Origin of the sequence: Pontibacter aquaedesilientis (assembly GCF_014773225.1) — a bacterium.
Lineage (GTDB): Bacteria > Bacteroidota > Bacteroidia > Cytophagales > Hymenobacteraceae > Pontibacter > Pontibacter aquaedesilientis.
Window position 1 is genome coordinate 14,135 of sequence record NZ_JACXAJ010000001.1, and the last position, 19,191, is coordinate 33,325.

At 50.9% G+C, this 19,191-nt stretch carries 19 protein-coding genes; 13 read left to right on the forward strand and 6 right to left on the reverse strand.

The window, feature by feature from the left end:
* The first annotated feature begins 58 nt into the window (after positions 1-58).
* On the forward strand, positions 59-418 hold the full coding sequence (locus tag H9Q13_RS00070) for a DUF1801 domain-containing protein (protein ID WP_191181725.1): 360 nt from the start codon (positions 59-61) through the stop codon (positions 416-418).
* Here H9Q13_RS00070 and H9Q13_RS00075 read toward each other — a convergent pair.
* Entirely contained in the window at positions 415-1,332 is a 918-nt protein-coding gene (locus H9Q13_RS00075; protein ID WP_191181726.1) for a cation diffusion facilitator family transporter, read from the reverse strand. The genes H9Q13_RS00070 and H9Q13_RS00075 overlap by 4 nt on opposite strands.
* A gap of 135 nt (positions 1,333-1,467) precedes the next feature.
* On the opposite strand from H9Q13_RS00075, the gene H9Q13_RS00080 reads away from it, so the two are divergent.
* The 3 genes from H9Q13_RS00080 (at position 1,468) to H9Q13_RS00090 (ending at position 5,264) form a co-directional block, all read left to right on the forward strand.
* Positions 1,468-2,148 (forward strand): response regulator transcription factor, encoded by a 681-nt coding sequence (locus tag H9Q13_RS00080; protein ID WP_191181727.1) that lies wholly within the window; start codon positions 1,468-1,470, stop codon positions 2,146-2,148.
* The gene (locus H9Q13_RS00085; RefSeq protein ID WP_191181728.1) at positions 2,145-3,542 is read left to right on the forward strand and encodes a HAMP domain-containing sensor histidine kinase; all 1,398 of its coding nucleotides are present in this window, start codon (positions 2,145-2,147) and stop codon (positions 3,540-3,542) included. Before H9Q13_RS00080 ends, H9Q13_RS00085 begins: the two co-directional genes overlap by 4 nt.
* 150 nt (positions 3,543-3,692) lie before the next feature.
* Positions 3,693-5,264 carry a SulP family inorganic anion transporter gene (locus H9Q13_RS00090; RefSeq protein ID WP_191181729.1) on the forward strand — a complete coding sequence of 524 codons (1,572 nt, stop codon included), beginning with the start codon at positions 3,693-3,695 and terminating at the stop codon, positions 5,262-5,264.
* A 289-nt stretch (positions 5,265-5,553) separates the two neighbouring features.
* Here the strand turns inward: H9Q13_RS00090 and H9Q13_RS00095 are convergent, their stop codons facing one another.
* Entirely contained in the window at positions 5,554-6,180 is a 627-nt protein-coding gene (locus tag H9Q13_RS00095) for a porin family protein (RefSeq protein ID WP_191181730.1), read from the reverse strand.
* A gap of 198 nt (positions 6,181-6,378) precedes the next feature.
* On the reverse strand, positions 6,379-7,308 hold the full coding sequence (locus H9Q13_RS00100) for an SWFGD domain-containing protein (RefSeq protein WP_191181731.1): 930 nt from the start codon (positions 7,306-7,308) through the stop codon (positions 6,379-6,381).
* A 503-nt stretch (positions 7,309-7,811) separates the two neighbouring features.
* Here H9Q13_RS00100 and H9Q13_RS00105 point away from each other — a divergent pair.
* Positions 7,812-8,222 carry a hypothetical protein gene (locus tag H9Q13_RS00105; RefSeq protein ID WP_191181732.1) on the forward strand — a complete coding sequence of 137 codons (411 nt, stop codon included), beginning with the start codon at positions 7,812-7,814 and terminating at the stop codon, positions 8,220-8,222.
* Between the two features lie 40 nt (positions 8,223-8,262).
* Here the strand turns inward: H9Q13_RS00105 and H9Q13_RS00110 are convergent, their stop codons facing one another.
* Positions 8,263-10,713, reverse strand: coding sequence for a type IA DNA topoisomerase (locus H9Q13_RS00110; RefSeq protein ID WP_191181733.1), 2,451 nt, complete (start codon positions 10,711-10,713; stop codon positions 8,263-8,265).
* 89 nt (positions 10,714-10,802) lie between these two features.
* On the opposite strand from H9Q13_RS00110, the gene H9Q13_RS00115 reads away from it, so the two are divergent.
* Together H9Q13_RS00115 and H9Q13_RS00120 are read left to right on the forward strand one after the other, a co-directional pair.
* Positions 10,803-11,048, forward strand: a complete 246-nt coding sequence (locus H9Q13_RS00115; protein WP_317173859.1) for a DUF2905 domain-containing protein — start codon at positions 10,803-10,805, stop codon at positions 11,046-11,048.
* Positions 11,049-11,115: 67 nt separating this feature from the next.
* Complete coding sequence (locus tag H9Q13_RS00120) at positions 11,116-11,880, forward strand: YdcF family protein (protein ID WP_191181734.1); 765 nt, start codon at positions 11,116-11,118, stop codon at positions 11,878-11,880.
* Positions 11,881-12,053: 173 nt separating this feature from the next.
* On the opposite strand, the gene H9Q13_RS00125 is transcribed toward H9Q13_RS00120, so the two are convergent.
* A complete protein-coding gene (locus tag H9Q13_RS00125; protein ID WP_191181735.1) occupies positions 12,054-13,418 on the reverse strand; it encodes an NAD-dependent succinate-semialdehyde dehydrogenase in 1,365 nt (454 codons plus the stop codon).
* Between the two features lie 276 nt (positions 13,419-13,694).
* Between H9Q13_RS00125 and H9Q13_RS00130 the strand changes: the two genes are divergently transcribed.
* The 5 genes from H9Q13_RS00130 to H9Q13_RS00150 all read left to right on the forward strand — a co-directional run bounded on the left by H9Q13_RS00130 (position 13,695) and on the right by H9Q13_RS00150 (position 17,077).
* Positions 13,695-14,411 (forward strand): TIGR04282 family arsenosugar biosynthesis glycosyltransferase, encoded by a 717-nt coding sequence (locus tag H9Q13_RS00130; protein WP_191181736.1) that lies wholly within the window; start codon positions 13,695-13,697, stop codon positions 14,409-14,411.
* A gap of 155 nt (positions 14,412-14,566) precedes the next feature.
* A complete protein-coding gene (locus tag H9Q13_RS00135; protein WP_191181737.1) occupies positions 14,567-14,902 on the forward strand; it encodes an arsenosugar biosynthesis-associated peroxidase-like protein in 336 nt (111 codons plus the stop codon).
* A 3-nt stretch (positions 14,903-14,905) separates the two neighbouring features.
* Positions 14,906-15,973: an arsenosugar biosynthesis radical SAM (seleno)protein ArsS gene (gene arsS, locus H9Q13_RS00140; protein ID WP_191181738.1), complete on the forward strand. Its 1,068-nt coding sequence runs from the start codon at positions 14,906-14,908 to the stop codon at positions 15,971-15,973.
* 2 nt (positions 15,974-15,975) lie between these two features.
* Complete coding sequence (locus tag H9Q13_RS00145; RefSeq protein ID WP_191181739.1) at positions 15,976-16,482, forward strand: rhodanese-like domain-containing protein; 507 nt, start codon at positions 15,976-15,978, stop codon at positions 16,480-16,482.
* Positions 16,475-17,077: a TIGR04282 family arsenosugar biosynthesis glycosyltransferase gene (locus H9Q13_RS00150; RefSeq protein ID WP_191181740.1), complete on the forward strand. Its 603-nt coding sequence runs from the start codon at positions 16,475-16,477 to the stop codon at positions 17,075-17,077. The genes H9Q13_RS00145 and H9Q13_RS00150 overlap by 8 nt, the downstream gene beginning before the upstream one ends.
* A 4-nt stretch (positions 17,078-17,081) precedes the next feature.
* Here H9Q13_RS00150 and H9Q13_RS00155 read toward each other — a convergent pair whose 3' ends face one another.
* Positions 17,082-18,248, reverse strand: coding sequence for a L,D-transpeptidase family protein (locus tag H9Q13_RS00155; RefSeq protein WP_191181741.1), 1,167 nt, complete (start codon positions 18,246-18,248; stop codon positions 17,082-17,084).
* A gap of 206 nt (positions 18,249-18,454) precedes the next feature.
* Here H9Q13_RS00155 and H9Q13_RS00160 point away from each other — a divergent pair, with 206 nt between their 5' ends.
* Positions 18,455-19,138 carry a DUF2461 domain-containing protein gene (locus H9Q13_RS00160; RefSeq protein ID WP_191181742.1) on the forward strand — a complete coding sequence of 228 codons (684 nt, stop codon included), beginning with the start codon at positions 18,455-18,457 and terminating at the stop codon, positions 19,136-19,138.
* Positions 19,139-19,191: the final 53 nt, after the last annotated feature.

Below are 19,191 nucleotides of genomic sequence, written 5' to 3' on the forward strand. Positions count from 1 at the left end.
ATATGTATATTTAGCTGTTAATTAACAGCTCCGGCCCCAGGCCAACACATACCTTTGTATGAGAAGCAAGATAACTACTAACCAAGTCGACGAGTACATCGATAAACTTTCTCCTGAGAGACAGGAAATGGCACAGGCTGTGCGTCGCATCATAAACCAAACGGCGGCTCACCTGGAAGAATGCGTGCGTTGGGAAAACCCGTGTTATTTTTTTTACGGCCCGGTATGCTACTTCGCTTCCTCGCGCAGCGGGATGCATTTCGGCTTTTTCCGTGGCAAGGAGCTTGCCGATCCGGCTAAACGCCTTGTGAGCCGCAATGGCCAGCTACCCCACATCAAACTTCGCACCCTCGAAGACATTGACGACGCTTACTTCAGTGAACTGGTAAGGGAAGCCGTGCAGCTAAACCAGAACTAAACGACAGAAGGGGTGCAGCTTTGCTGGCTGCATTCCTGACCCGGCATCTCCAGCTCTACCGTCACATGTTCGATGTGCGCATCCTGCATGGCGGCACGTATGCGCTGTTTTACCTCATTTGCCTCCAGCAGGTTCAAATTCTGCGTCACCACCGCATGCATGGTAAGCACATGGCTGATGCCGTCCAGCGTCCAGAGATGCAGATCGTGGACCGATTGTACATCCGGAACTTGCTCCAGGCGTTGGCGTACCTGCCCGATGCTGATATTGGAAGGTATACCTTGCAGTAGGATCTGCAGGCCTTTGCGGAGGTTGCGCACCACGTTGTATAGGATAAAGCAGGTGATGAGCACTGAAAGGAGCGGGTCGATGATAGGCCAGTCGAAGAAGTAAAGGAGTATACCACCCACCAATACCGCAGCCCAGCCCAGGACATCCTCGAGCAAGTGGAACATGGCGACCCGCTCGTTAAGCGAACTGCCTTTTTTTAGCCGCAAAGCCGCTATGCCGTTCACGGTCACACCGAGCAGGGCAAAGCCGATCATGCCCGGCGCATGCACTGGCTCCGGGTCAAAAAGCCTGGGTATAGCTACCCAAAGGACTATACCTGAACCAAGCAGCAGCACTACCGAGTTGATAACGGCCCCCAACAGCGAAAAGCGCTTGTATCCGTAAGAGAAGTGCTGGTCACTGCCTTTTTGAGACAGCCGCTGGAAATACCAGGCTAAACCCAGCGACAGGGAGTCACCCAAGTCATGCAAGGCATCCGAAAGGATGGCAATGCTGTTGATCCAAAGGCCTCCGAATATCTCGATAACAGTGAACCCCAGGTTCAGAAAAAAGGCTACCTTAATATTTTCCGTGGCATGATGATGATGGCCGTGGCCTTCTGCATGGTTATGATCGTGTTCCATACCTTGCTAAACGAACTCCGAACTAATTGGATACTTCATTAGCATCAACCCAGGTACGGGCAAGTATTGCATAACAAATTGTAAATTGCAGCCACAGACGTGCATCCATCGCAACCTCTAACCAAATTAATGCCCATGAAAATTTTGCTGGTAGAAGACGAACCCAAGGTAGCCTCCTTTATCAAAAAAGGGCTGGAAGAGCAGACATATGAAGTGGAGCAGGCCTATGATGGCAATTTTGGACTTAAGCTGGCGCTCCAGAATGAGTATGACCTGATCATTCTGGATATCATTCTGCCCAACATGAACGGCCTGGAGGTATGCCGCGAGATCCGCAAAAAGAAGCCCTCTGTCTCAGTGCTGATGCTAACCGCCCTGGGCTCAACCGATGACAAGATCACTGGGTTGGATGCCGGTGCGGACGATTACCTGACCAAGCCTTTTGAGTTCAAAGAGTTGCTGGCACGCATCCGGGCCCTTTCCAGAAGGGCAGGAGAAGGCAGCGGGGGTGAGAAGCTAACCATCGGTGATCTGGAAATGGACCTGGGGAGTAAGGCAGTATCGAGGGATGGCAAACAAATAAACCTGACTGCCCGCGAGTTTGCATTGCTTCATTACCTGCTGCGGAACAGAGGCAGGGTCGTGTCGCGTGTCGATATCACCGAAAATGTATGGGAGACGTCCTTTGACACGGGCAGCAACGTGATTGATGTGTACATCAACTTTCTGCGCAAAAAGATTGACAGAGGCTTTCCGAACAAACTGATCCATACCCTGGTAGGGATGGGCTACGTGCTGAAGGAGGGGGATGCATGAAAATCAGAAACAAACTCACGCTGCAGTTCGCCGGTATTTTTGCCCTCATCCTGGTGCTGTTCTCCTTGGTGGTCTATTATTTTACATCGCTATATCGGCAGGATGATTTTTATAAGCGCATTGAGGGCCGGGCAAACGATACGGCAGCGCATGTGTTGGAGGCTGATGAGCTAAGTGAGCAGGCCCGCCGCAACAACCAGATCCGGTACTATCGGGTGCTGCCAAACGAGATTGTGCGGATATACAAAACAGACGGCAGCCTTTACTTTACAGATGGGGAAGGGCGGCTGGATATAGGGCAGGATGTGCTGGACCGGGTTAAGGAGCAGAAAATCGTACAGTATGAGCAGAATGAACGGCAGGTAGTGGGTATGCTGTATGAAGACAATGAAGGAGACTTTGTTGTGCTTTCCTCGTCGGTGGACGCTTATAGCCTGCGCAAGCTGCAGCATCTCAAAGTTATTCTGATCGTTGGTTTTCTAGGGTCTATGGTGGTTGTGCTGCTGGCTGGCTGGGCCTTTGCAAAGGAGGCGCTTCGGCCTATTACGCGGGTGGTAGAAGAAGTAGAGAAGATCAGCGCATCAGACCTGCACCTGCGCCTCAGCAACGCCGAGGGGAAAGACGAGCTGTCATACCTGGCCCAGACCTTTAACAACATGCTGGATCGGCTTGAGCTCTCTTTTGAGATGCAGAGTACTTTCGTGTCCAATGCCTCGCACGAGTTGCGCACGCCCCTCACCGCCATGATCGGGGAGTTGGAAGTGGCGCTGATGAAACCAAGGGAAGCAGACGAATACCGCCGTGTGCTTGACTCTATCCTGGAGGATGCCAGGCTGTTAGCTGAACTCTCGAACGGATTGCTGCAGATAGCACAGGCCAGCCTGGACACATCCAAAATAAAGCTGGCGCACCTGCGCTTCGATGAGCTGCTGTGGCTGGCACACGAGCAGGCGCTCAAAAGGCAGCCGGGGGCACTCTATAATATCGACTTCGACAGGCTGCCCGATGATGAGGACCGCCTGATTGTGAAAGGAAACGAGGCGTTGCTCCTCATTGCGATCGTAAACGTGTTGGAGAATGCCGCCAAATTCTCGCCGAGAGGGGAGTATATTATTGTGCGTCTCTCCGCCGATGAACGGGAGGTGATGTTGCAGGTAGCAGACAAAGGCGTAGGTATAGCACCCCATGATCTTAAACATGTTTTTGTGCCATTTTTCAGGGCTAATAACGTGCGTAACATTACCGGTCATGGCATAGGGCTGCCATTGGCTGAGAGTATCATAAAGCTTCACAAAGGGTCGATCTCCATTAACTCCAAAGTTAACGAAGGTACCGTTGTGACCATCCACCTACCCCAGGCTTATGGCCTTATTTCAGCTAAAAACACATTTTAATGCGAATTTAATGTGGTTTTAATATGGGCTTAATTCCCCACCCTTACCTTTGAAAACATTAGGTGAGTAATCTGACTTATGTCCCGGCTGTTGGTCCGTAACTGGCGAAGGGATGTGAGTTGGAGCCTTTTGTTATGATATAATAGATACATGAAAAATACTGACTTTAAACCTAACTACCTCGCCAGCCTAGGCAAAGACATGCCTGCTGGCCTTGTAGTATTTCTTGTTGCATTGCCGCTTTGCCTGGGGATCTCGCTTGCGTCTGGTGCGCCGCTGTTTGCCGGAATTGTAACTGGTGTCGTGGGTGGCATCGTGGTGTCCTGGTTGAGTGGCTCCCATCTCAGTGTGAGTGGCCCTGCGGCCGGCCTGACTGTCATCGTGCTCAATGGTATTGAGACGCTGCAGACTTATGAAGCTTTTTTGCTGGCGGTGGTGCTGGCGGGAGTATTGCAGGTTGCGCTAGGTTTCCTGAAAGCCGGTGTCATTGGCCTGTATTTCCCCTCTTCGGTTATTAAAGGTATGCTAGCGGCCATTGGCCTTATCCTGATTCTGAAGCAGATTCCGCATTTCATGGGAGCTGATGATGACTTCTTTGGTGAGATGAATTTCTTTCAGTTGGATGGCCGCAATACTTTCACCGAGATATCCCATGCCTTTGGTGTCATAGAGGTGGGAGCCCTGATCATTGGCCTTCTCTCGTTGGCGATCCTGATTCTTTGGGACATGCCGTTTATGAAGCGCATCAAACTCTTCAAGCTTATACCTGGTGCCCTTATCGTCGTGGTCGGCTCTGTGGGTATCAATTATCTGTTTATCAATTTTTTCCCTGAGCTGGCCATAGCAGGTACGCACCTGGTCAACCTGCCAGAGATTACCAGCGCGGCGGCTTTAGGCAATGAGCTTCGTTTTCCCGATTTCGGGCAGTTTACCAATCCTTCCCTGTATGTAGTGGCCTTTACAATCGCGATTATCGCCAGTCTGGAGACCTTGCTGAGTGTGGAGGCGGTTGATAAGCTGGATCCCCACAAACGCCGTACGCCAAACAACCGGGAGTTGAAAGCGCAAGGTGTTGGTAACATCATCGCTGGTCTGCTGGGTGGTATCCCGATGACTGCTGTGATTGTGAGGAGTTCCGCTAACATTGCCGCCGGCGGAAAAACCAGAATGTCAGCCTTTATACATGGTGTTTTCCTGCTGTTGGCCGTATTGTTTCTGGCAGGTTTTCTGAATCAGATACCGCTATCGGCGTTGGCTGCTGTGTTGCTGGTGATTGGTTATAAGCTTACCAAGCCTACACTTTTCAAAGGGCAGTTTAAGTTGGGTCATGAGCAGTTTATACCTTTTGTTGTAACGGTACTTGCCATTCTTTTCACCGACCTGCTTGTAGGTATCCTGATTGGTTTAGCGGTGGGTGTGTTCTTTATCCTGAAGGCAAACTATAAGTCACCTTACTTCTTCCACAAAGAGCAGCAGCGTGACAAAGACCTGATCCGGATCAAACTGAGTGAGCACGTGTCTTTCCTCAACAAGGCCAGCATAGTGCTGACGCTGGAACACATGCCTGCCAACAGCCATGTGATTATTGATGGTGAGAATTCAGAATACATTGATTACGACGTATTGGAGGCGATACAGGCGTTTAAGGACACAGCCCATGAACGCGGAATATTTGTAGAGGTGCTCAATGTGAAAGAAGTGCCTGTGCTGGATATGCACTAATCTTCCAGGGAATGATTCTGCAAACTGGCAACGCAATGTGAAGAGTATAATTCACCTGCTTAAAAAGGGGTTAAGCGCAACTACAGCCGGTTGCAGAAAGCATAAAATTAGATAACTACTACCTATTTCCCTATTTAAAAACCATTGGATAAAACCCCGCTTTTGCGGGGTTTTGTTTTACTGTATCTTTAGTCTGATATCATGCAGACCAAGGTATAGCATATTTTTTAAGGCGTTGAACAAACCACAAAAAAAGATCTTCTGAAGTAGAAGAGCTTTTTTTGTGGTTCTATCGGCTGTAGCCCAGGTTATAGCTAAGCAATAGGCTAAAACCTGCGTTTCGACGCTCCTGTTTTACGAAGGGGCCTTCATCATCAATTTTTTTCAGACCACCTGTATACCTGATTTCCAGGCCAAGACCGTTGCCCGCGCGGTAGCCAATTGAGCCTACATACCCAAAGTCTATGGTATAAGGATTGTCGCTCACGTCTGTTTTGGTAGTCACCACTTTGTCGCCATTGTTGGAGTGCGCTTCCAGTTCATATTTGGCGCTGGAAATAAAGGAAACCTGAGGGCCAAGGTCCACAAACAGGCCACTGGCTGACATATGCAGCAACACGGGCACATCAATGTAGTTCAGCTTGAACACTTCTGCAGTCTGCAAGGTGCCTCCAACGGTGGTTTCACGACGAGCGCCCTTAGAGGTATAGAGCGCCTCCACCTGGATACCCATCAGGCTACTGAAATGCTTTTGCAGGTATAGGCCTCCCGTATACCCAACTCTATACTTGTAGTCATCGGTATCGGCACCCGAAAACGTTGTATAAGTAGGGCCACCCTTGAAACCCAGGTGTTGGGCGAAGCCTGTGCCAGTCACAAGGGCCAGGCAAAACATTACGAGTAAAGTTCTTTTCATAGAAAGTATCACTTATATTTTGATTTACACGCCGTGAAGTTAGCCGAAAGTGCAGCATAGAGCAATGGAGGATATATATAAGTTGTACTATTTTTCCCATAAGAAAAGCCCGGCTACAACTGTAACCGGGCTTTTCTGTGTATGTTGTCGATAAATCGATCAGGGTGTCAGCTCAAAAACTAACATTTGCCTGGCCGCTTACCATTCGTAATCTCTGCGTGAAGAGGAACCGTAGGAGTAAGGCGGTCCACTATAGGTATTGCCATAGCTGGTGTGACTTCTGTACCGGCTGTTATAGTCGCTGTCGTGCTCTCTGTCGCGCATTTCGTCTCTTCTTCTTCTGCGCTCTGCTTCTTCGTCGCCAAACCAAGATCTTACCTCATCGCCTGCACGGTCAAAGAATCCACGGTCATCATCTCTGTCTCTGTTTCGGTCCCAATCGTTTGAATAGCGGTTGCTGCTGCTGTAACCGGTAGAGCCGTATCCGCTTCCACTTCCGCTGCCGTAGTTTGATCCATAGCTGCCTGAGCCATAGTTAGAACCCGAGCCATAGTTGGAACCTGATCCGTAGTTAGAAGAGCCATAGTTGGAAGATGATCCGTAGCTGCCGCTACCAGTGCTTCCGTATCCAGAAGTGCCGGTATAGCCACGGTTAGAACGGTAACTATCGCTGCTGCGGTCTCTCATCTCATCTCTTCTTCTTCTGCGCTCGGCATCGTCATCACCAAACCAGGATTTTACCTCATCGGAGCCACGGTCCCATGCGTCGCGGTCACCATAGCGATCTGATGAATCCCAGTCGCTGCTGCCATAGCGGCGGTTAGAGTTGGAGCCATAGTTGGATCCGTAATCGGAGCTGCCGGAATTAGATCCGTAATTGGAGCTTCCGGTAGAACGGCCATAGGAAGAGGTGCCTCCATAGCCTGATGAAGCATGTGTATCGCGGCCACTGCCGAAACCACCCATTCTACCGGAGTCGCTTCTGCCGGATGACTCGCTTCCATATGAATTTCTTATGCGGCTGCTAGGGTCATACTCGCCGGAGTAATAATTCCTGGCAGACCCCCTGCTTTCTGATTTGTAATTGTCATTGTATGGGTTACTACCCAGATTCTCATAGCTTCTCATAGCTTTTTTTGTTTTTAGGTTTTAAAAAAGATCAACTTATGTCATATCCTTCAAAAAGGGCGCGACGGTTATTTTTTACGACGATATGGGCTATAAGTTATTTAGGATGCCATGCATGTTATGTTAGCGACAAAGGAGAGTTCAAATCATTTCGTCGGAGTATATAATTTCAGTGAAATAATAGCATAGGATTATCCTATATAAATTAGTTGCAGTTTAGATTTAATTGTACTTAAATAATACGATAAATGATTTAATGGTGTGCTATGTTGTGGTGTAAACTATTTATAATCAGGTATGGATGAATGTTTTGTTGTGGGAGAGGTTTAGGTATAGGAGGTTGCGAAATTGTATATTTTTTGGGTTTAAGTTTTTGTGAATTGCTTTGAATTTGTAAATTGCTACTCGCTTAAGGATTTAGGGCGGCGAAATTGTGAATCAGGTATAACAACGGACCAACGCTGGTCCAAGTCACTTATCAAAACCTAATCAATGCTATACATATGAAATTGAAAACATGGCTGGCTTCCCTGGCTGCTATCTCGTTTATGACAGCGTGTGAGGATTTGTTTGAGGATGGAAGCTTGCAGCCTGACGGTTCTAAACCAAACCTGACGGTGAAAAACCCTACAGCAAACCAAACCCTTGCAACCTCCAAAGAGCTACGCATCAAGCTGACGGCCACAGACAAGGACAAAATAAAGGCGCTGGAAGTGCGTGTGCATGAATTGGGCGGGAACGCTGAATTGGTAAACTTTACGACCTTTCCAGACAAGAAAATTCTGGAAGTAGACACGTTGTTAACTGTTCCAGGATTGCGTACCGGCGAGTATATGCTCACTATAAGCGCAACGGATTTTCGCACAAACGTTGCTTCTAAAGAAGTGGGTTTTAAAGTAAAATCAGAGAACTAAAGCAAAGGCAGTGCTAGTGTTGATTAGCACCTCCTTTGTTCTAATCGAACTGATAAACGACCTGCCAGCTATCGTTGATGGTAAGGGCTGCCTCAAAAGTGTTGCCTGTTTTGGCTGAGGTAAACCCTTTGATTTTGCCGGTCTTGCGTTTGGTCAGCAACGTGCCGATTTGCTTTTCGGTCAGCTGTTTGCCGCCCATCTCGAAAGGCACCACAAACTGGCAGCCATCCCGGAAGCGACTGCAGCCATAGGCTGATTTGCCTTTGAGCATGCTGCCCTGCTGGCACTTCGGGCATTTGGCAAAGGGATCTGTTCCAGGTGTTTTCTCTGCTTTCTCCACCCGCTCTAACACCAGTTGTTTGTTGTTGTCAAGCTTTAGGATGGCATCAAATCCATTGCCCTGTTCGTCCTGAAAACCTTTGATGGTTGGGGTTTTCCCTTTGGCTAATAGCGCCGTAATCTGCTTGTCTGTGATAGACTTTCCTTGTTGCTCGATAGGTATAAGAAAGCGACAACCCTCCTTAAACCGGATGCATCCATAGGCTTTTGAGCCTTTCAGGATGTGGCCTTCGCCGCAGGCAGGGCAGGAGCCCAGCCCTTTGCCCGGCACAACATTGGTTTTAGCTTTGGGAGTTTTGGGGGCAGCCTTCGTTTTACTAGTGGCGGCAGGTGTTGGTTCTGGCGCAGCCTCCATAGTCACAGTGGCTTTGTCATACTTCACCTCCTGCACCAAACTGATTACAAAATCCTGTAGCTCCTGCAGGAAAGCCTCTGCTTTGAAAGAACCGCCCTCGATCTGTCGCAGTTTCCGTTCCCACTGGCCAGTCATCTCCGCCGACTTCAGGGTCTGGTTCCGTATGACACCGATCAGGTCGATGCCCATCTGGGTAGGCACGATCTTTTTCTTGTCCTTGCGGATGTATTGGCGCTTGTAAAGCGTCTCGATGATAGCGGCGCGGGTGGAAGGCCGTCCAATGCCGTTCTCCTTCAGCGCCTCTTTCAGTTCTTCGTCGTCCATTTGGCGTCCGGCCGTTTCCATGGCACGTAGCAGGGTCGCCTCGGTATATTCCTTTGGAGGGTTGGTCCATTTCTTGTCGAGCAGCGGCGCATGCGGTCCGTGCTCACCTTTGATAAAGTTAGGCAGTATACTGGCTGTTTCCTCTTCCTCTTTACCGTCTTTACCGGTGCTGCTGTCTGTTTTTAATTCCTCAGCGCCATACAGCACCCGCCAGCCCGGCTCCAGAATCTGCTTGCCGCGTACCCGGAAGGTATAGCCCGCCGACTCCGCCATGACGGTGGTGTTGCTCACGATACAGTCCGGGTAAAAAGCAGCCAGGAAGCGGCGTGTGATGATGTCGTACACATCCGCCTCACGACCATACAGGCTGGCTTGTGCGCCCGTTGGTATAATGGCGTGGTGATCGGTTACTTTGTTGTTATTGAAGACCTTTTTGCTCTTGCGGATCTTGCTTTGCAGCAAAGGCGCCACTTCCTGCTGATATCCGCTCAGGCCCTGGAGTATACCTGATATCTTTGGGTAAATGTCGTCTGGTAGAAACACGGTGTCCACGCGCGGGTAAGACACTACTTTTTTCTCATAAAGGCTCTGGATGGTCTTGAGGGTTTCGTCAGCCGACATGCTGAGCTTGTTATTACATTCGATCTGCAGCGAGGTCAGGTCAAATAGTTTGGGCGGACTCTCGGTTCCTTTCTTGGTTTCGATGTCGGTGATGGTGAGCTCATCCTGCTGGATTGCCTCCAGTATCTTCTGGCCTTCCTCTTCCTTGTGAAAGCGGCCGTTGGTGCTCGAAAAAGTCGTGTCGCGGTATACCGTTTTGAGTTCCCAGAAAGGCTGCGGCACAAAATTGGCAATCTCATGGTGGCGGTTCACGATCATGGCCAGGGTAGGCGTCTGTACCCGACCGATGGAGAGTGTCTGCCGTCCCTGTGCATATTTAAGGGTGAAGAGTCGCGTGGCATTCAGACCCAGCAGCCAGTCCCCGATGGCGCGGCTCTTGCCGGCCTGGTAGAGCGAGTCAAATTCGGAGCCTTCGCGCAGCTTGGCAAAACCCTGGCGTATGGCATCCTCGGTGAGTGAGGAGATCCAGAGGCGCTTGAACGGTTTGCGGTAGTTGGCCTCGGTAAGCACCCAGCGCTGTATCACTTCCCCCTCTTGTCCGGCGTCACCACAGTTAATCACTTCCTCCGCATTATCGAGTAGTTTTTTGATGATGTTGAACTGATTCACCACGCCTTTGTCCTGCATCAGCTTGATGCCATACCTTTCGGGAAGCATGGGCAGATCGTACATGCTCCAGCGTTTCCACTCGGGCCGGTAATCGTCGGGTTCGCGCAGGGTGCAGAAGTGCCCAAAGGTCCAGGTGACCTGGTAGCCGTTGCCCTCGTAGTAGCCATCCTTCTTTGATTTGGCCCCGATGACCATGGCGATCTCTCGTGCGACACTCGGTTTTTCAGCAATGCAAACTTTCAAGGTATAGGGATATTTAGGATTTACGCTAACACTCAAATTTACGCTTTTAGGGTATAAATCCCTAAAATTGTGGAGCCGTAAGTATATACTTGTTCAACTCATCATCCTCTCCTATGCAGCCTATCGGGAAATACATCATGATCGCAGGTATAGCTATTGTCGTCATTGGTTTGGTAGTCTGGCTGGCAGGCGACAAGCTGGACTGGTTCGGCAACCTGCCAGGCGATATTCGGGTGGAGCATAAGAATTTTCGTTTCTACATGCCCATCACGAGCATGATTCTGATCAGTGTTTTGCTCTCGTTGCTGCTGTGGGTATTCAGGCGATTGTTCTAGGTATAATTGCTCGACGATTGCGCGGGCTTTTATACCTTTGCGGCTCATCCAATTCTAAACAGCCCTTATGTTTTTTGTTCTCTCCAAGCTGCTGCAGTATTTCCTGATGCCCATCATCTGGATCGCGGGGCTGCTTTTGCTGGCAATTTTCCTTAAGTCGGTTAAATGGCGGCGGATAGCGTTGGTTTCGGCCACGGGACTGCTGCTGGTTTTTTCCAATCCCTTTTTGGCCAACGTGACCATGCGGGCCTGGGAATACGACAGCGTGCCATTGGAGGAAGTGGAGCACTATGATGTGGCCATTATCCTGACAGGCGTGACCAGCATGCGGGCACTCACACCGGATCGGGTGCATACCCACAAAGGGGCCGACCGATTTCTGCACCCCCTCAAACTGTACCGCATGGGCAAAGTGGATAAGTTCCTGATAACCGGAGGCACCGGAACCGTGGCCATGGACCGTAGGCCAGAGGCGGAAATGCTGCAGGAAATTCTGTTGTTGGCTGGTGTGCCCCAAGAGGACATCATCATCGAAACGCGCAGTGACAACACTTACCAAAATGCCGTTTACACCGGGGAGCTGCTAAAAACGCTACCAAAGTTGGATCGCAAACTGCTGGTTACCTCGGCCTTTCACATGCGCCGCGCCAAGGCCTGTTTCGACAAAGCAGGTATAGCCACCGATGTTTTTCCCGCCGATTTCTATACCTCCGAGAACCGCTATACCCCCGACGAACTGATTGTGCCCAGTCCGGATGCCTTCCGCCTCTGGCACCGCATCATTCACGAAATGATGGGTTATATCGTTTATAAAGTGGTAGGGTATGCGTGAAGTGCGTTGTTCGTTGGTAGTTGTTCGTTGATCGGGCGTTACGATAAAAGCAGCTCATCTCAAATAGAGCACCACATATTCAGAAAGCCCAAAGCAGAATAAGTGATCCAACAATAAACAATTGGCAATCAACAATCACCCTTCAACAATTAACGATCAACGAATAACGAATCTCACCCCATCCAGATACTCTTCTGGTTGGTGAACTCCCGAATGCCGATGTAAGAGAGCTCGCGGCCATACCCTGACTTCTTGATGCCGCCGAAAGGCATCTCTGGGGTGGAGGCGACCATGGCGTTGATAAACATGGCGCCGGTTTCTACCTGGCGGGCTACACGCAGGCCGCGTTCCCGGTCGCTGGTCCAGACGGTGCCGGCGAGGCCGTAGCGGTGGTCGTTGGCTATTTCGATGGCTTCTGCCTCATCTTTCACCACAAACACAATAGCTACCGGGCCAAACAGTTCGTCGTCGTAGGCAGGGGAGCCGGGCTTTGGGTCCTGAATGATCATGGGCTTAAAGTAGGCAGAGTCTTTCCCCTCACGACCGCCTTCCAGTATCACTTTGGCTCCTTTTTCCACCGATTCCTGCACCTGTTTCTCCAATTCCTCGGCCAGGTCTTTGCGGGCCATCGGGCCGTAATCGCAATTGTCGGTGAGGGGGTTACCGGTTTTGAGGGCCAGCATTTTTTCCTTCATTTTTTCCAGGAACTCGTCGGCTATACCCTCGACCAGGATAAAGCGCTTAGCTGCAATGCAGCTCTGGCCGGTGTTCACCATACGGGACTTCACCGCAGTTGTGGCGGCTGCCTCCAGGTCGGCGTCTTCCAGCACGATAAAAGGGTCGCTGCCCCCAAGTTCGAGCACCGTTTTTTTGATCTCGCTGCCTGCCTTCTCCGCCACTTTGGAGCCGGCACCCTCGCTTCCTGTTAAGGTCACCGCTTTCACATATTTGCTTTCAATGATCGCGTCCACCGCTTTGGACTCCACCAGCAAGGTATGGAAGACACCTTTCGGGAAGCTGGCTTTATGAATGATCTCCTCAATGGCCAGGGCACATTGCGGCACATTGGATGCATGCTTGAGAACGCCCACATTGCCGGCCATGAGAGCCGGGGCCAGAAAACGGAAGACCTGCCAGAACGGAAAATTCCAAGGCATGACGGCCAGCACAACGCCCAGCGGTTCGTAAGCGATGAGACTACGGCTGGCACCGGATTCCACTTCCTCGTCCTGCAAAAAACCGGCAGCATGCTCCGCGTAGTAACGGCATACTTTGGCGCATTTCTTTACTTCGGCGATGGAGTCCTGGAGCGGTTTGCCCATTTCCAGCGTTACGATTCGGCCATACTTTTCTGCCTCGTTCTCCAGGATATCCGCACATTGCAGCATAAGCTCTGAACGTTTCTCAAATCCCGTTTTCTTCCAGCTATGAAAAGCTGCGCTAGCCGCTTCCAGCTTCTGTACTACTTCAGCGGTTGTATGCGGATCAAAGGTTCTGATGATGTCGTTAGTTGCCGGGTTGATTGTTTGTATTGCCATATGAATCGAAGTGCTTGGAGTGTGCAGTAAATATACGCAAGGAAGAACATTGTGTACTGAAAGCAGGGTATAGGAAGTCAGGTGCACTTGTTTAAGTACATCTGTATATTTATATATTTAAGTTTGCAGTTTTATGCAGCTATTAGTGTGTGTTAATGCGAGAATTCTCTTTTATAAACGGCATTTATTCTTAACTTGCTTCACCTGTAAAACTCTATGGGCGTTTTTATGCCTCTTGTAAAAGCTTGCAGGGCAGGAGGGCTTAGAAAGAAGACTTTGGAAAATCTGTACACCGACACCGCCATATTGCTGTTTGCCCACACAGTGGACCAGGAGGTAGCGCATAAGACCTTCTCGGTACAGCATGGGCTCGGTGTGAACAGGAAAATTGCCCAAACCCTGCAGCAGCATGCCTTGAAGGTGTCCAGAGAGTCAGGTATACCGGTGTTTCCCGTGCTATCGGACAAACAGGTTGGTAAAACATTCGGGGAGCGGCTGGCTAACGCCTTTCAGGAGGTTTTTGCGGCAGGGTACCAGCAAGTGATCTGCATCGGGAGCGATTGCCCTGCCTTGACTGCAACAGACCTGCTGCGTGCGCAGGAGGAGCTCAGTAGCGTCAACATGGTGGTGGGGCCTGCATCGGACGGCGGCGCTTACCTGATCGGGTTGCACATCAACAGTTTTGACCCGGAGGCTTTCGCCATGCTAAACTGGCAGACAGATGAGCTTTTGAATGAACTGATGCTCTACTCTTACCGCAGACAAGCCTGCCTGGGCTGCCTGAGTCTGCTGGACGAGAAAAGTGACGTGGACAACTTTCAGGACCTTGCCCGGCAACTGGTCGAGTTGCCTGACGGGCATGCCGTGAAGAACAGCCTGGCTCTTATACTTTCGCAAGCAGGCTTATGTGACTACCGCCTGTACATTCCCCTGAGCAAACCCAAGCAGCGGTTTGAAAGGTCGATGCTGCTGCGGGCGCCTCCCGTTATTTAATCTTCTAAACAACTTTCGCTTCGGGGTGTTTCCCCTTGCGTGTATCTTTTTGGTTTAAGTGGCCAGCGGTATACGCTATACCTCATTTTTATATACTCACTAAGGACCGTGCGCATTGGTCGCCCGTTTTCTGCTATACCTCAATTTAAAATCCCATGGATAATACCTATTACAATCCCGCAGACCTGAAAAAGTTCGGCAGCATTTCGGAATTGCAGCCAGAGATGGGCCGCAAGTTTTTCGACTACTACGGCGAGGTCTTTAAAGAAGGGGCCCTCACCGAGCGTGAAAAAGCCCTGATCGCACTGGCAGTGTCGCACGCCGTGCAATGTCCCTACTGCATTGACGCTTATACCTCTGATTGCCTGGAGAAAGGCGCTGACGAGAACCAAATGATGGAGGCCGTGCATGTGGCGGCGGCCATCAAGGGCGGGGCGGCCCTGGTGCACGGGGTGCAGATGATGAATAAAATCAAAGAGCTAACCATGTAAACTATGGCTATACCTGTCAAGTCGCTCAAGGCGCAACAGCACCAGTTCGCAGACCCGGCCTACCAGCTGGACGTGCTGCGGCACGCCGGAGTCGGGGAGAACGAATTCCCGGCTTTCGCGAAACGTCTGCAGGAGCACGGGCTATACCCACTTCGGCCGATAGGCGCCAGTATTCTGCAGGTGAACGTGGGCAAGATGTGCAACCAGACCTGCCGCCACTGCCACGTGGACGCCGGCCCGGACCGCAAAGAGATCATGACCCGGGAAACGATGCAGCTCTGTTTGGATGCGCTGGCGCAGTCACCGCAGCTCACAACGGTAGACCTGACCGGCGGGGCGCCCGAGATGAACCCGGATTTCCGGTGGTTTGTGGAGCGGCTCTCAGGTATGGGGCGGCAGGTGATCGTGCGTTGTAACCTGACCATCATCCTGGCCAACAAAAAATACCATGACCTGCCGTTGTTTTTCAAGAAGCATGGAATGCAGGTGGTGTCCTCGCTGCCTTACTTCTCGGCTTCCCGCACCGACGCCCAACGAGGCGATGGCGTATTCGAAAAATCAATAAAAGCACTGCAAATGCTCAATGAGGCGGGTTACGGGCAGGCGGGAAGCGGTCTGATGCTCGACCTGGTCTACAACCCCTCGGGGGCCTTTTTGCCTGCCAGCCAGAAATCACTGGAAGCGGAGTTTAAAAAAAGATTGCTGAACGGTTATGGGATTGTCTTCAACCAGCTCTTTTGCATTACCAACCTGCCGGTGAGCCGCTACCTCGATTACCTGGTGGAGAGCGGTAACTACAGCAGTTACATGGAAAAGCTGGTAAATGCTTTCAACCCGACAGCAGCCGCCAATGTGATGTGCCGGAGCACCATTTCGGTTGGCTGGGACGGCTATCTCTACGACTGTGACTTTAACCAGATGCTGGAACTGAAGGTGCAGCCAGGTACGCCGCAGCATATCCGTGATTTTAACCTGGTGCAGTTGGACGGCCGCAGCATCATGCTCAACCAGCACTGCTATGGCTGCACCGCCGGGGCCGGCTCCAGCTGCGGAGGCGAGACAACCGCTTAATCATGCCTAAATCGCTATACCTGATCGGATTCCTTTGCCTGTTGCTGCAGGCCTGCGGCGCAACAACAGACAAGGCCTATGAACTCATGCTGAAAGGCATGTATAGTGATACGGTAGAAACGATTACCCCGACAGAATTGCAAGCCGCTACACATCAGCCAAATCAACCAGTGCTTCTCGATACCCGTTCTGAAGCAGAGTTTCTAGTAAGCCATTTGGCGGGTGCCCGTTTAGTTGCGTATGAAAGCTTTGACCTTTCTCAACTGAAAGACGTACCGAAAAATACTCCCATCGTGGTATACTGCTCGGTGGGTTACCGCAGCGAAAAGATAGGGGAGAAGCTGCAGGAGGCCGGGTATACCCAAGTGCAAAACCTGTATGGTGGTATTTTTGAATGGGTAAACCAGGGCCATCCGGTCTTTAACCGGCAAGGCGAAACAGATAGAGTGCACGCCTATTCCCGTGCCTGGGGTATCTGGCTGCGCAAAGGAGAAAAAGTGTATGACTGAAAAAAAACTGTTGATGCTCTTCGTCCGGAATCCGGAACTGGGCAAAGTGAAAACCCGCCTGGCGGCCAGCGTGGGGCCCGAGACAGCCCTCGACATCTACCTGCACCTGCTGCGCCATACCCGCGACATCACCCAGGAACTACCAGTGGACAAGGTTGTTTATTACTCCGAAAAGGTGGAGCAACAGGATCTGTGGCCCGATGCACGCTACCTGAAAAAAGTGCAGCCGCCTGGTGATCTGGGGGAAAAGATGAAGCTGGCTTTTGAAACTGCCTTTGCCGAGGGCTATACCTCCGTGGTTATTATCGGGAGCGACTGCCACCAGCTGACCTCCGACATCGTGAACCAGGCTTTTGATGAACTAAAAACTCACGAGGTGGTGATCGGGCCGGCATTGGACGGTGGCTACTATCTGCTGGGTATGCGGCACCTGCACCCCGAGCTGTTCCACAACAAACGATGGAGCACCGAGCACGTTTTTCCGGACACGCTCTACGACATCGAACGCCTGCACCTGTCGCATACCTTGTTGCCATACCTGTCGGATATAGACAAGCTGGAGGACTTGCAGGAAAGCTGGCCGGATCTCAACTAAATCTTTATTGCCCCAGCACTACCTGCTCCAATTTGTCATAGCCGTAAATATCCTCCCGAAACTGAAGTCCGGAATGCTGATCGACCCAAGCAGTCATATAGACAATAAGTATCGGAACGGGCTTCTTGAGACGTATAAACTGCTCATCCTTATCTGTCTCCAGCACACGTTCTACGCGATTGTCAGACAAGCCAGAGCGCTCCTGTAACAGGTAATGCGCCAGTTCTTCGGGGTTCTGCAGGCGAATACAACCGTGGCTAAATGCCCGTTTGTCGAGCTCAAATAAGTGCTTGTCCTTGGTATCGTGCAGGTATTGGCTGACACGGGTACGGAAAAGGAACTTCATCTTTCCCAGTTCATTATGCTCCCCGGTTACCTGCACAATCCTATAGTTGAAATTGTCTTCAGTTACCCCACTCCAATCTATCTTCCAGGGATCCACCTTTTGCCAACCGCCCAGTGCCGTAGGCCGAAACACCTCCATATCTCGACTGGCCAAGTAAGCCGGGTTGCGCTTGATAATAGGCAATATCTCTTTCGAAGCGATAGACCGGGGAATGTACCAGAAAGGATTGAAAACGATGGTGTGCAAGTCAGTGCGGTTCACGATAGTCGGGAGGTCCGGCTTGCCTACGATAGTCCGCGACTGCAGGAGCACGGTGTTATGCTCGATCAGGCGCAGCGAGTAGTCAGGTATATTGATGATGATATAAGGCTGGCTGATGTTCTGACTGAAGTTGTCCCAGCGCTCTAGGCTGTGTTGCAGCTGCCGCAGGCGTTGGGCTGGTGGCACGTTAAGAGCCGCTACCGTTCGGGGACCAATAATGCTGTCGGCCTTAAGAGCGTGCCGGGTCTGAAAATGCACCACCGCCGAGGCCAGCGTTCGGGTATAATGCAGAGAGTCTTCCGCATTGTCAGGGATTGACAGATCGCCTGAGAGCAGGAGGTTGGCCCGCAACTGGGGCACATAGCGGTTGGAGTCGCCCGGCCGTATTAGAAGTTTGTTCGGGAAGGTATGCCAGGTATGGTTGCTCAGTTCCTCATATTGCGCGATAGCCAGTCGTAACCGCTGTTTCTGGTCCGGCACTAGTAGCCATACTTCCGTAGAATCGCTGGCCATCCCCCAGATTGGGGACAGGAACAACAGGAGCAAAAGAAGCAGGCGTGGCATGTGCGTAAGGTATAGGTAGACTTATTAATGTGTACGGAATCAGTGCGTTAAGAGTCTTTGCTATTTGTACAAGAGTGTTTGTGGGTGGATATTCAAACGAGAGATTTATGGAAATTAGGTCGTGAGGCTTACAAACAAAGCAATCTGCTTGGCAGTATAAAAGGCCATTCTTATCTTACAAGGTATAAGCACAGCACCAACAGCCCATGGCGACAACGATAGATAAAAGCACGATCTCCTTCCTGGAAGATCTTTCTAAAAACAACACCCGCGAGTGGTTTCAAGAGCACAAACCCCGTTACGAAACGGCCCGCAAAAACTTCCTGATTTTTCTGGACGAATTACTCGAAAGCATGGAGCCCTTTGAGCCGGTGGCGCATGGGCAGAAGGGCAAGGACCTGGTGTTCCGGATTTACCGCGATGTGCGCTTCTCCCACGACAAGCGACCCTACAAAGACCACTTCGGTGCCTACATTGCCGAAGGCGGACGCAAATCCATCTTGCCAGGCTATTACCTGCATCTGGCTGCCAACAACAATTCCTTCGTAGCCGGTGGCCTCTGGATGCCTCCCGCCAACTACCTCAAAGCCGTGCGGCAGGAGATTGATTACAGCATGGAGGAGCTGGAGGGCATCATTCAGGCTCCGGCTTTCAAAGAGCGTTTCGGCAGCATACAAGGAGAGCAGCTCAAAACGACACCCAAAGGTTACGACAAAGAAAACCCGGCCATCGAGTACCTGCGCTTCAAAAGCTGGAACGCCGTGATGCCGCTATCGGATAAAGTGGTGCTAAGTAAGGATTTTATGGGCGTCGTGCTGGAGGCGTTTAAAACCGTGAAACCATTCAATGATTTCCTGACAGCACCGTTGCGGGATTTGGGAGAGGAGTAATGGAAGATATCTTGATGGGGTCAGAAGTTGGGTGGACCCAACTAGCAGCTTAA